Source organism: Pseudomonas salicis, from assembly GCF_057128705.1.
The window spans coordinates 253,649-265,762 of the sequence record NZ_JBSKHU010000001.1 but is presented as its reverse complement, the minus strand read 5'-3'; the positions used below and the strand labels follow the sequence as shown (position 1 = coordinate 265,762).

Sequence of the window (12,114 nt, the reverse complement as noted above, 5' to 3'; positions counted from 1 at the left end):
TATGGCTCCTGCACAACAATCGCGATCCTCCTGCCTGGAAAGCAGTTGTCTCTCCATAGCCTCATGTCTGCTCGTGAAAGTCGGAGCGTAGCTTCCCTAACCGGAAACCGTCAGGCTGAGCGACTTTGGCTACGCTGATTTTCTAATTCAGTTTCTAAATCACAAAACGCGCTACTACAGTGTTTAACCCAACGGCTAGGCGAGATAGCTCATTGCTGGCAGCGCTGCTCTGGTTGGCACCCGCGGCTGATTGGGTGGATAGGTCACGAATGGTTGTAAGGCTACGATCGACCTCTCGTGAGACCTGCGCTTGCTCTTCCGATGCGCTGGCAATCACCAGATTTCTCCCGTTGATTTCAGCGATCGATCCGGCGATATGCTCCAGCGCCTCACCCGCGGCATGCGCCAACAGCAACGTTGAGTGGGTGTTGGCAGTGCTCATTGTCATTGATTGAACGGCTTGGTTAGTACCCGTCTGAATACCAGCAACCATGCTCTCAATTTCTTCAGTGGACTGAGCAGTACGATGGGCGAGTGCGCGCACCTCATCAGCGACCACTGCGAATCCTCGGCCGGCTTCACCAGCACGGGCCGCTTCAATCGCCGCGTTCAAGGCCAGTAAGTTGGTTTGCTCCGCTATTGATCGGATTACATCGAGGACACGACCGATATCACGCCCCTGGGCTGCTAATCCTGCAATCAACGTAGATGTTGCCTGCACATCGCGACTCATCGACTGAATAGCATCCACGGTTTTCACGACCTGATCGCGTCCCCGCGATGCAATTTCGCTAGAATGCCTGGAAGCCTCCGAGGTAGAGACTGCATTCCGAGCCACTTCTTCAACGGCTGCAGTCATTTCATTAACCGCTGTCGCTGCCTGCTCGATTTCTTCATTCTGTTTTTGGAGACCCCGGGACGACTCTTCAGTAACTGCGCTGAGCTCCTCGGCAGCCGAGGCCAGTTGCGTAGCAGAGCCCGATATCTGTTCAATCGTATTTTTTAAACTTTGCTGCATTGACGACAGAGCTCCCAGTAATTTTGCAGGCTCATCCTTTCCATCTACCTGAATAGGCTTGGTTAGGTCGCCGCCAGAGATTTCTCCTGCCGCTGCGACAGCCCTCGCGAGAGGGGTTACGATACTGCGCGTGAGTATCCAAGCCAGCACAACGGTCAGAATCACAGCTAGAACCGCCGTGCCAATAATCGCTAAGTTCGCACTTCGGTATTGGTCACCCGAAGCTCTAGAGGAATCGCTCGCTCCGCTCTGGTTTATCTCAATGAGGCGCTGAAGATGTTCAGCCATGGACTCGGCCGTGTCAGCCAGATGAGTGTTCAAGAGCACCTTCAGCTCGTCAGTAGCACCTTTATGTGACAGGTCAACGGCTTGGTTCTGCACCGTTAGGTACGTTTCCAATGCGCTATTAAACCTGGCGTAAATTTCTCGTTCTTCTGCCTCGGCAGGAGTCGCCGCATACCCCAGCTTTGCTTCCTGCAGTTTGGTTACGAGTATGGGGATTGATTTGTAAGCTTCGTCCAATTCGTGGAAGTCTCGATTGATCAAGAGTCCTGACATAGTGACGCGCAATCGAAGTAGATTCTCATTTACATCTCCAAGGAACACCACACTCGGGAGCATGTTGGTCTCCATATCTACGGTCGCTTGGCGGATCACGGTCATTCGATTCAAGGCGAATGCGCCCAATACGATCACCAGCGCTGCAATGAATGCGAAGCCTAAAAAAGCTCGTGGTGCGATGCTCATATTTCGGATGTTCATAAACAGCTCTCTATGTGCGATTCAGAGCGTCCATGCTGTTGTGATATCCCAATACCGTGCCGCATGTTCCAGGAAGGAAACTGGAAGGGCGCATGCGTGCGACGGACATCAGTCTTGAATCAAATTTAATAGTTGATCAGGGTAAGCAAATCCATTGGCAACCTGCGAAGCGATTTTCGAGTCGTACTGGGCCACTTGAAGAAGTTCAACCAGCGCCTGCTCGGGCTCTCGAAGAAGCATGTTGCTCAACGTCGTTGGCGCTTCTGCCTGCCCCCAGAACTTCCTGAAGACGGAGTTCATCCATGCATCGTCGAACCGTGCCCCGGCCTGCTCTGCGATTGCCTTGCGATAGAGCGCCGCGCATTTCGTAGCATTGTTCGCCCCTTGCCCAGCTATAGGGTCATTAAGGACGATGGCGTCAGCCATTCCTAGAATCGCCCGCCCTGAAGGAAGTCGACCGATCGGATTACGCACGATCGGAGCAAACCGACCAGTCAACGTGCCGCGTGCATCCGTCAGAACAGCTTTTTTTAATCTCTCCGCCTCCCAAGGAAGAAATGTCCTTATGAGGTCAATGGAATGGCGAAGATGCTGATCCGGCGACCCGATCTGTTCCCAACTATCAAAAGGACCTCCTATGTGTCCTTCGAATGTGATGACCTCGCAGGGCCCGCTCACGCTCAATGCCGGGAAATTTATGTACTCACCAACTCCCGGAATTATTGTATAGCTTGCTCCGTTAGGCCGATCGTTAGTTGCACCGTTAAGGTATGTTAAAGCGAGTGCACGCTGTGGTGTATTGAAAGCTGATAATGTGTCATTGCGTGTAAATAAACGAGAAATCTCACCCTTCCCGGTCGCAACTATCACCAAGGCAGATTCTCGCGCATATTTCTCCAGTTCAAAAAGCCCAACATGTTTTATGTCAAGAGCCCCACCTCTATTGGCAAATTCTTCAGCCCAGCGTGACACCTTCAAACGCTGGTCAACGCTCCGTGCAGGATGGATAAAATCGGCCGTCCAATCGATCTCCTTTTGCGCGTTACCCCCCCCACAAACTGCGACATTAATATCTTTGATCTCGGGGGCGGTATCCTCCCAAAAAGAAACTCCGGCCTCGCGCTCTAGGTCGAGTGCTGGCTTAAACATAATTTGCCCTGACATCACTCTACCAGTGCTGATATCCGTCGGAGCACGATCCTGAACCAGTCTGACATCCCAACCATCAGTTTGTAACCCCAGGGCGAGTAGGGTTCCCGCTTGACCTCCTCCAACAATAGTAATCGCACGTTCGCTCGTCATACTGTGTTTCCTTGGTTTGGGTTACTCTGAAGTCATTAGCTAGATAGCCCACGATCATCCCAGAACGCACCATATAAACATGCACACGAGGCTCCAATATATTATCGGTATCCTAGCTAGTTTTTGTGGAGCAAAGAAAGGTGGCGACCATTTGAAACTCAGTCGACCGAGAGATGGTTAGTCGATCAAGAAGTTAATAAATTATCCAATCTATTGCTTTATAGCACTCGCCAGCAGACGTAATCCTAGCAATCCCATTACCAATCCAGCGAGGCGATCAATCCACCGCTTGGATCGTAGATAAACAGACCTAGGCCGCTGAGAAGAAAACCCAACAGCGACAAGTGCGTACCACCCAGCCTCGATTAAAAAAATGCAAAGCAGTAATACCGCGAAGGCCCACAATGGAGGTTGCGGAGGAAGAAAGGCAGCGAAAATACTCCCATACACGATGGCAGCTTTAGGATTGCTGAGCTGAGTAGCGACGGCAAAAGAGAACGTCCTCCTTATATCACACTTCACATCAACATCAGTCTTTGGAATAGCGAGTGGGCGGCTTGCGTGGCGCCACAACTGGGTTGCGATCCCTATGAGATAGAGGCCGCCACCAAGTTTGAGCAAGAGATAAAGCCACTGTGCTTGCATTATCAACGTCTGGAGCCCTAGCAAACCTAGCGTCCCATAAGTCAAACCACCCACGCCCATTCCTACTGCTGCAGCCACAGCACTTCTTCGCGATTGGGCAACAGCGGTACGAGTGACGAACAAGAAGCTTGGCCCAGGACTCATCGCTCCGATTGCGATCGCGCCGAGAATGCTTATTAAAGAAACAGCAATATCCATCATCTACCTCCTTTACCCTCTGAGTGAATAGCAATGTTATCCGCTGCCAATATATAAATCCTGCACAGCCGACTATATGCTTACGCTCTGTTGGAAATTGCCAACCTTCAGTGCTGTTTGTCGTTTAAGCAATTCTCGCGTAGCAGGCATTGTCAGGCCTTCCGCTTCTCCCAGAAAGATACAATCGCTGAGAATCTGCAAGTCCTGCCGGTTCACTTTTCCTCCATGGTGATATTTATTAAATGCCTGTAAATCCAGCGGCATCATGTCGCGCTCCCAGTCACACCAAAATTTTAGTATGCTTGCGGCCGACGTTTGCTCGATTGCGTTTAATCCAGCCGCTCCAAAGGCGGACAGGGATTGGATCTCAATCGTGGCTTGTGTGGCGAGTAACCACAGCTCCGAGTTTACATCCATATCCAGCGGGCTTGGCCAGCCGGCGATGTCGAACGCAGCCAATTGCACAAAAAATGAGGTGACTAAAACTTCCTTTTTCTCGGCACTCTCAATGATGCACGTCGACACTTTGCTAGCACTGTAAAGTTCGGCAAAAGCCTGGGCCGCCTCTCGGGCGCGATCATCTACAGAAAAACCAAACGGCCAGCAGTGCCTATATGCGAAGTCAGCCTGACCCAGCAGCTCACTATCGGTCGTAAGATGAGCAGGGAAGCTCACTGCGGTGGGCGCATAGCACTGAATTCCCAAAGAGCCGCTGACAACTTGCTCAGGCATTAAGCCCGATTCGCGAATAAACCAAGGTCGAAGGGACACCCCAATGGTACCGAGAATTATTTTCGTGCGAAGTGTTTTAAACAGCCGGCCCAGCAAGCGGACCAATTCAACACCATGAGTGTCCTTGAGTGAAGCACCATCAAGAGTAATCACGATAAAATCATAACGTTGATTACTTAAAGCTGCCGGATCAGGAAGCACAGTGTAATTCGTGTAATTCTTAAGCCTATTGTCATCATAGCTATACAAAACTTGGGGCCGACTCAGCGCGACTACTCGGTGCGGTCTGACAAGAAATGTGACATCCGCACCGGCTATCCCGAGGTGATAGCCGGTGGCAATACCCATAGCCCCTGCTCCTATGATAAGGACTCGAACCTGGTTTGTATCAGTCATGATTCTCTATACCCCCCGAATGTGACGGACCGCTGAGCACTGCAAGTCGCGGAACTACACAGTGCTCAGCATCACCGCTATTAGTCGATCGATATAATTACTTTTCCGAACAGATCGGCAGAGCGCTGCTCCTCGTAGGCGAGCTTTGCATCGTTAAAGCTGAACGTTTGATGTACAACCGGCTTCAACCCTACTGCATCAACGAATGCGACAAGTTCTACCAAGCCATCTCGGCCACCGACTGGCATACCGTGAATAGTCAGTCCTTTACCCAGTAACGCATATTCATTGACTGGTTCGCCCTCACCCTGAGAGATCATCCCAATGGTGACCACGTTTCCTCCATGTTTAAGAGCAGCCATCGATTGGTTAAGTGCGCCAACGCCCGCACTGTTGATAACTTTGTTCACTCCGCCGCTGAGCTGATAAACCGTATTTCCCCAGTCTGGATCAGTTCGATAATTCACCACTTCGCTTGCGCCCAGCTCCAGTAGACGCTCACGTTTTTGCTCGCTTCCGGTGGTCACAATTGCCTCAATGCCTAGGTGACGACAGATTGACAAGGCGAACAGCGACACCCCTCCCGTGCCCAAAATCAGCACCTTGTCGCATGGCCGTGCGGGGCTGAGCTTTTGCAGCGCAGTCCACGCGGTGTGAGCCGCACAAGGCAAGGTAGCAGCTTCGATACTGGTGAGACTCGCCGGTTTGCGAACCAAACGGGATGCCGACAAAACAACGTATTCAGCCAGAACACCATGCTCATTCGCAGAGCCCAACCCCATTCCAACATCAGGGTGTGGAGGCCACGTTGGGAAATCGCGCATATACACGGTGATGACCGCATCTCCGGTATTCCATTCTGTTACGCCCGCGCCGACAGCATCGATGACACCGGCGCCATCTGCCACGGGGATCAGATCCAGATCAGTTCGCCATAGGGAGTTGGTCATCACCAAATAATCCCGATAGTTCAGGGCTGCGGCTTCAATGCGAACTCGAACCTGTCCAGGTCCAGGCTCAGGTTTCTGAGCGTCTTCAATAATCAGGGCGTCGGCGTCATACCCGCCAGACTTGAGAATCCAACGTTTCATTATACTTTCCTCACGCAGCGATATTAAGTAGACCTACTCCTTAAGATGAGCAAGTCTTGAGGGAGGCAAAAGCTTCACTCTTCGGAAATATTAATTACAACCTTGCCGAAAATGTCCGAGGACAATTGAGCTTTATAGGCCAATTTTACATTTGAGAACTCGAACGTTTTATAGATGACAGGTTTGATATTATGTCTTTCTATAAATTCGATCATATCGTTTTGCAGCTCACGACTTCCCACGGGCACGCCACGAAGGCTAATACCTTTCGCTAAGAAGGACGCAGGCTCAATCACGTCGCCAAACGTCATCAATCCCACAACAGCAACGTCACCGCCAAAAGCCGCAGCTTTGATGGACTGATTCAATGAACCGAAACCAGCTGTATTAACAACTTTATCGATGCCGCCCGTTGCGCTAAATACCGTATCCCCCCAGTTGGAATCGGCGTGGTAATCGAAAGTCGATGTCACTCCAAGTGCCTCCAGTTTGCTGATTTTGTCTGCACGACTGGTGGTAGCGAAAACCTCTGCGCCCTGTGCCTTTGCGAACGACGCTGCGAACAAAGAAACGCTGCCGGTACCGAGGGTGAGAACTTTCTGGCCTTTTTTAGGAGGGTAAGCATGTTGCAGCGCGGTCCAAGCCGTCAGTGCAGCGCAAGGTAGCGTAGAGGCTTCCGATAAACTCAGATTTCGAGGTGCACGAACAACACGCTCGCTGGACAGCACGACATATTGCGCCAGAACGCCATTTTCGCTTAGTGACCCCAGCCCCAGTCCCATATCTTGGTTAGGAGGCCAGGTCAGAAAGTCTCGCAAATAAACCGTAACCACACGGTCACCTGCCGCCCACTGGGTCACTCCTTCGCCAACGGCATCAATAACCCCAGCGGCGTCGCCGACGGGAATGACGTCATCCTGAGTGCGCCAGCTTTCCCCGGCATTTTCTACGACAAAATGATCTCGATAATTCAGAGACGCTGCACACACGCGAACCCGAACCTCTCCCGGGCCTGGTTCCGGTAATTCCACTTCTTGCTCGATAAGACCATCGAGCGTTACTGAACCCGCTTTCAAAATCCAGCGTTTCATAACGGCTCACCTCAGCTGCTGAATGTGAGGCTGAATTTAGACTGGCAGGTAGTGATGGACTAGATACGCGAAAACGGATGGACTTGTGTGCCTCACTCAACAGTCTGCTCAGTTTTGCCCGTCGTAGCGAAGAACATCGATGACAGCGCGCATGGCTGGCCGGACCTGATGGCGACTCGGAAAATAAAGAAAGCTGCCATCGTGTGCCACCGCCCACTCTGGCAATACCTCGACGAGCGCGCCGCTGGCTAGATGGTTCGCAGCTTGTTCTCGCAACACATAACTGAGACCCACGCCTGTCAGCGTCGCATCGATCAGCAGATTCATGTCGCTGGTAATGAATGTCGCAGGAACTGTTACTTCAAATCTGCGTGCCCCTTTCTGGAACTCCCAACGCAACAACGACCCAGACGAACTCATCCGATAACGCAAGCACTGATGCTGTAGGAGATCATCCGGCTTTTTGATCGCCCGGGACGATTTGAGATATGAAGGCGTACAGACGACGGCAGTGTGGTAATCCGGGCTAATACGTACCGCAATCATATCTTTTGCCAATTGTTCACCGTTACGGATACCGGCGTCATAACCGGCAGCAACGATATCAACCAACCCTTCGTCACTGATGACGTCCAAAACGATGCCTGGATGCCGTTGCCTCAAAAGCGCCAACTTGGGAATGATCCAAAGTAACGCAGCACTGCGGTGCGTGTTGACTCGGACATAACCACTTGGGCCATGATGCTCCTCAACGAGATCCTGAAGGCCATCACCAATCTCATCCAATGCCGGCTGGAGGCGCGCTAACAATCGCGCCCCTGCTGCGGTTGGGGCGACGCTTCGCGTTGTGCGGTTGAGCAGCTTCGCATTTAGGCGATCTTCCAGCAGACGCATCGCATGGCTGAGGGTGGAGGTTGAGAGCCCCAGGCGGGCGGCAGCCTTGGTAAAGCTTTTCTCTTCGGCGATTATGGCAAAGGACATTAAATCAGCCAGGTCTTCACGTCTCATATTGCTGCTATGCCCTTGAGGAGTTACCCAATATCCGGTCTGCCGAGCCAACGCATGAAACTGTCATGTATCGCGAGCTTCGGTCGCTGCGACGCTCATTCACGTCACAGCGCCGCATTAACGTTGACGTTTCACTGACTGTATATCTGTCCTGGGTGGCGCGCCGAATGTGCGTTTATATTCTCGATTAAATTGATGCACGCTTTCATAACCTACGTGGTAGGCCGCCGTTGCAGTGTCTATATCCTCCGACAGTAAAAGCCGTCTTGCTTCGTGTAGGCGAAGATTTTTCTGAAATTGCAATGGGCTCATTGAAGTCAGCGTCCGAAAACGATGGTGCAGGCTTGACTCCGCCATTCCACAGAGTTCGGCCAGTTCAGCGATTCGCAAGGGGGCGGCGTAGTGCTGGTTCAACCAGTCCACTGCCTTTGTAGCTCTGTTGCCCTGAGTGCCAAGCAACGCGGTTTGCTGTACTCGCTTACCCGCCGGGCCAGTTAACAAATAATACAGCAGTTCGCGCTTGGCCAGATTCTCCAAATAGGCGGTCGAGGAGGTAGCTACGGCGAGGTTCACCAATCGCTCCATGACCTCGAACAAGGCGCGATCGGCGGGACCAAATGCCTGCGCAGTGCCGCCTTGAGGGTAATCATCATGGATGGCAATCTCAGCGATGACGCTTCTGATCATCGTCATATCCAGATTGAGGAGCAATGAAACGTATGGACGCTCCTCGCTCGCTGCTACCACTTCTGTCACTGTCGGTACTCCCACCGAGGTGAGGAAAAACAGCGACTCATCGTAGTAATGGATCGTCTTGCCCAGAAATATGTTCTTGCGGCCCTGCATGATCATGGCAAGCGACGGCTCGTAGACAAATGAGGTCGCAGGAACCGGAGCCGTACGCTGTATCAAAGTGAGCCCGGCTACCGATGTGCCACGCTCCTCTTTATCTCCAAGATAATTGATGATGGTGGCTGAAATTCGGGATCGAACAGCCTCTGTGTCCCCATTACATTGCGAAGCCTCGTCAATTGGCATCTTCGTGTCTCCGAAGGCATTCAAAACCTGTACAACCGGTACATTGCCGAGTGCGAACGGAATAGGCAAATGTTGAGGTCTCGGAGGTGCTCATGAAGACAGATGCACGAAACTGATGTTGCTAGAAAAAGGCTGAACAGTCTTTACGCCAACCCATGAAAATGAGACTTTTTCGACGTACTCACGTCCGATTTGGACTGCTACTGATGCGAAATAGAAGACCAGCCGGCATCCGTTACTGGAGCTAGAAAGCGTCCAGCGGTTAGTACGGATTTGTAAGCGTTCAGTGCAGCTGTTGCGATGGCGTGATCCGCCTCGGTGGATCCGCCACTGACTCCAATCGCCCCAACGACATCGTCACCCGATTTGATCGTCACGCCACCTGGCAGACGCAATGCTTCAGGTACGGCATGCCTGCGAACGCACACGTTGTCCGGATCGCGCTCACCGGTGATGCAGATATCTGCTGCCAGGCTGTTCAGCGCCTTGTCCATTGATAAATTGGCACCCACAGAGCTATCACCGTCAAACCGAACGAACGCGATTAACTGCCCTGTAACGTCTACCACTGAGATATTGCAGGGCGAACCCAATTGATATGCTTTCGTTTCGGCTGCGAAAATGAGTTGCCGCGCGGCCGCCAGTGTCAGAGATTGTAAGGCCAAAAGAGAAATTCCTGAGTTATGGGTTGCACGGCCTCGTTAGTTGAGCCGAGCAACGCCATTTATCCTGTACGCTAAGCGCTCAGACACGATTGCCTGCAACGGTGTATCCGCCGTCTACAAGCAGCGTTTGCCCGGTCACAAATCCCGATTGGTTTGAGCAAAACCACACAGCGGCTTGCGCAATCTCATCAGCAGTTGCCATTCGATTCATTGGAGTGTGGCTAATGAGCGAGGTGAGCAATTCGTCTGTTGCGCTTCCGGATGTCATAGGCGTATCGACGACGCCCGGAGCAACGTTGTTCACCCGAATCCCGTGATCCGAACATTCAAAAACGAGGGATTTGGTCAGAGAATCGAGCGCTGCCTTCGTCATCGAGTAAAGCCCCGACCCACGCAGCGCGCCCTGGCTCAACCACGACGAGGTATTAACAATCGCGCCACCTAAACCCTGGCGCTTCATTTGCGCAATCTCTTCGCGTACACAAAGCCATGTGCCTCGCAGGTTGACGCCGATGACATGGTCAAAATCCTCAACCTCAACGGCGTCAATTGCATCCCATCGCCCGATCGCTCCGGCATTATTGAATGCTGCATCCAGCTTGCCGAAACGAGCGACGGTTTTTCGAATCATTTCCTTGACCTGCATGGGGTCGCTGATGTCGGTTGCCACACCCATGGCGCTGCCGCCGAGTGCCTCAATTTCTCTGACGACAGCGTCGACTTCCGACGCCCTCCGAGCGGCAATTGCGACGCGGGCGCCACGCTGTGCAAACATCAAAGCCGCAGCTTTGCCAATTCCGGAATTGCCACCTGTGACGAGAACGACTTTATGTTCAAAATCTTTCATGTTGCCTCCGATAACGTTGTGCATGTCTGCAAGAGGAAATGGCATTTACGGGGAAATTTCGTCGCGATGGCCGCCTCTATTGGACGGAGTGTTCGCCACTGCCTTCATCGCTTGTGTTTATTCATCGCTTATGGAGCTGGTCGCTCTATGCGCCGACTATGCTGAACCATCGACGACATCCTTAATGGACACGGCGGTCGACTGTATGGCCCTCAGCGACTTGCGAGGTAGCCTATTTCTGCTCGCTCACTGCCTGATCGTCTTGCTGAGGGGAGTCACCTGGTTTTGTTCGCACAGTTCCCATATCTCTGGTCGGATAAATAGGCAATAACAAGGAAGTATTGGGCTGAGAAGACGAAGTCTCATGCCGTAATGTGGTGCGCACCTATTCAAAGGCAAATCCGCGGCACCTCACTTTCAAGGTGGCAGGCGAACGAATTTTCTCAACTGACCTCAAGGAATCGCCATGTTCCGAAATCTCGTTTTTGCAGCGCTATGCTTATCCGTGTCGATGGGCGCAAGCGCCCTTGAACGCTGGGAAACGCTCCCCAAAACACCTCCACCGATAACAGGTACAAAGGCAGGATACGCTGCCGTCAATGGCGTAAAAATCTACTACGCAATCAGCGGTCATGGATCACCAGTACTGCTTCTGCACGGTGGATTATCGAATTCGGACTACTGGGGCAATCAAGTAAAGGCGTTGGCAGCCAAGCACACTGTTATTACGCTTGACAGTCGCGGCCACGGCCGCAGCTCACGAAATGCGCAGCCGTTTGGATACGACCTCATGGCTGATGATGTAGTTGGGGTATTAGATACGTTGAAAATACCCCGCGCGGACGTCGTTGGATGGAGCGATGGTGCAATCGTCGGACTGGACCTCGCGATGCGTTACCCGCAACGAACGGGCAAGGTATTTGCGTTTGCGCCCAACACGTTGACATCCGGGGTCAAAGATCACGTCGAGGAGAACCCGACATTTGCCGCATTTATCACGCGTGCTGGGAATGAATATATCCGCCTCTCCCCCACGCCAAAGGATTATGAGTCCTTTGTAGAGCAGATCAGTCACATGTGGGCGAGCCAACCTAACTGGAGCGATGATGACCTTAAAAGAATCACTTCGTCCGTTCTGATCGTTGATGGAGACCATGACGAGGCTATCAAACGGGACCACCTTGAACATATTGCTGCCACCATACCGAAAGCTGGCTTGCTCATTTTGCCTGACGTGAGTCACTTCGCATTTTTGCAGGACCCTGCGTTTTTCAGCGCTGCGGTGTCCCACTTCTTGGCCGATCAATAACTCCGGCGCCCT

11 protein-coding genes and 1 pseudogene are annotated in these 12,114 nt (G+C 52.2%); 1 reads left to right on the top strand and 11 read right to left on the bottom strand.

Going from position 1 to position 12,114, the window contains the following annotated elements:
• Positions 1-154 precede the first annotated feature (154 nt).
• From ACWKWE_RS01270 to ACWKWE_RS01220, 11 genes and pseudogenes are all read right to left on the bottom strand, one after another.
• Positions 155-1,018: a methyl-accepting chemotaxis protein gene (locus tag ACWKWE_RS01270; RefSeq protein ID WP_483849964.1), complete on the bottom strand. Its 864-nt coding sequence runs from the start codon at positions 1,016-1,018 to the stop codon at positions 155-157.
• Positions 1,013-1,765 (bottom strand): annotated as a pseudogene (locus ACWKWE_RS01265) (MCP four helix bundle domain-containing protein); the annotation flags it as partial. The gene ACWKWE_RS01270 and the pseudogene ACWKWE_RS01265, both read right to left, overlap by 6 nt.
• Before the next feature lie 123 nt (positions 1,766-1,888).
• The gene (locus ACWKWE_RS01260; RefSeq protein WP_483849361.1) at positions 1,889-3,082 is read right to left on the bottom strand and encodes a styrene monooxygenase/indole monooxygenase family protein; all 1,194 of its coding nucleotides are present in this window, start codon (positions 3,080-3,082) and stop codon (positions 1,889-1,891) included.
• A gap of 210 nt (positions 3,083-3,292) precedes the next feature.
• On the bottom strand, positions 3,293-3,925 hold the full coding sequence (locus tag ACWKWE_RS01255; protein WP_483849360.1) for a LysE family translocator: 633 nt from the start codon (positions 3,923-3,925) through the stop codon (positions 3,293-3,295).
• 72 nt (positions 3,926-3,997) lie between these two features.
• Positions 3,998-5,053 (bottom strand): 2-dehydropantoate 2-reductase N-terminal domain-containing protein, encoded by a 1,056-nt coding sequence (locus tag ACWKWE_RS01250; RefSeq protein WP_483849359.1) that lies wholly within the window; start codon positions 5,051-5,053, stop codon positions 3,998-4,000.
• An 80-nt stretch (positions 5,054-5,133) separates the two neighbouring features.
• Positions 5,134-6,144, bottom strand: coding sequence for a zinc-dependent alcohol dehydrogenase family protein (locus ACWKWE_RS01245; protein WP_483849358.1), 1,011 nt, complete (start codon positions 6,142-6,144; stop codon positions 5,134-5,136).
• Between the two features lie 74 nt (positions 6,145-6,218).
• The gene (locus tag ACWKWE_RS01240; protein WP_483849357.1) at positions 6,219-7,235 is read right to left on the bottom strand and encodes a zinc-dependent alcohol dehydrogenase family protein; all 1,017 of its coding nucleotides are present in this window, start codon (positions 7,233-7,235) and stop codon (positions 6,219-6,221) included.
• A gap of 108 nt (positions 7,236-7,343) precedes the next feature.
• Positions 7,344-8,243: a LysR family transcriptional regulator gene (locus tag ACWKWE_RS01235; RefSeq protein ID WP_483849356.1), complete on the bottom strand. Its 900-nt coding sequence runs from the start codon at positions 8,241-8,243 to the stop codon at positions 7,344-7,346.
• A 117-nt stretch (positions 8,244-8,360) separates the two neighbouring features.
• Positions 8,361-9,281, bottom strand: a complete 921-nt coding sequence (locus ACWKWE_RS01230; RefSeq protein ID WP_483849355.1) for an AraC family transcriptional regulator — start codon at positions 9,279-9,281, stop codon at positions 8,361-8,363.
• Positions 9,282-9,481: 200 nt separating this feature from the next.
• Positions 9,482-9,946, bottom strand: a complete 465-nt coding sequence (locus ACWKWE_RS01225; protein WP_483849354.1) for a GlcG/HbpS family heme-binding protein — start codon at positions 9,944-9,946, stop codon at positions 9,482-9,484.
• A 79-nt stretch (positions 9,947-10,025) separates the two neighbouring features.
• The gene (locus ACWKWE_RS01220; protein WP_483849353.1) at positions 10,026-10,793 is read right to left on the bottom strand and encodes an SDR family NAD(P)-dependent oxidoreductase; all 768 of its coding nucleotides are present in this window, start codon (positions 10,791-10,793) and stop codon (positions 10,026-10,028) included.
• Positions 10,794-11,259: 466 nt separating this feature from the next.
• On the opposite strand from ACWKWE_RS01220, the gene ACWKWE_RS01215 reads away from it, so the two are divergent.
• Entirely contained in the window at positions 11,260-12,102 is an 843-nt protein-coding gene (locus ACWKWE_RS01215) for an alpha/beta fold hydrolase (RefSeq protein WP_483849352.1), read from the top strand.
• Positions 12,103-12,114: the final 12 nt, after the last annotated feature.

Excerpts from the sequence above, each read along its gene's own strand:
- ACWKWE_RS01240 (WP_483849357.1), bottom strand. The coding sequence starts at position 7,235 with ATGAAACGCTGGATTTTGAAAGCGGGTTCAGTAACGCTCGATGGTCTT.
- ACWKWE_RS01245 (WP_483849358.1), bottom strand. The coding sequence starts at position 6,144 with ATGAAACGTTGGATTCTCAAGTCTGGCGGGTATGACGCCGACGCCCTG.
- ACWKWE_RS01230 (WP_483849355.1), bottom strand. The coding sequence starts at position 9,281 with ATGCCAATTGACGAGGCTTCGCAATGTAATGGGGACACAGAGGCTGTT.
- ACWKWE_RS01235 (WP_483849356.1), bottom strand. The coding sequence starts at position 8,243 with ATGAGACGTGAAGACCTGGCTGATTTAATGTCCTTTGCCATAATCGCC.
- ACWKWE_RS01215 (WP_483849352.1), top strand. The coding sequence starts at position 11,260 with ATGTTCCGAAATCTCGTTTTTGCAGCGCTATGCTTATCCGTGTCGATG.
- ACWKWE_RS01250 (WP_483849359.1), bottom strand. The coding sequence starts at position 5,053 with ATGACTGATACAAACCAGGTTCGAGTCCTTATCATAGGAGCAGGGGCT.
- ACWKWE_RS01220 (WP_483849353.1), bottom strand. The coding sequence starts at position 10,793 with ATGAAAGATTTTGAACATAAAGTCGTTCTCGTCACAGGTGGCAATTCC.
- ACWKWE_RS01255 (WP_483849360.1), bottom strand. The coding sequence starts at position 3,925 with ATGGATATTGCTGTTTCTTTAATAAGCATTCTCGGCGCGATCGCAATC.
- ACWKWE_RS01260 (WP_483849361.1), bottom strand. The coding sequence starts at position 3,082 with ATGACGAGCGAACGTGCGATTACTATTGTTGGAGGAGGTCAAGCGGGA.
- ACWKWE_RS01270 (WP_483849964.1), bottom strand. The coding sequence starts at position 1,018 with ATGCAGCAAAGTTTAAAAAATACGATTGAACAGATATCGGGCTCTGCT.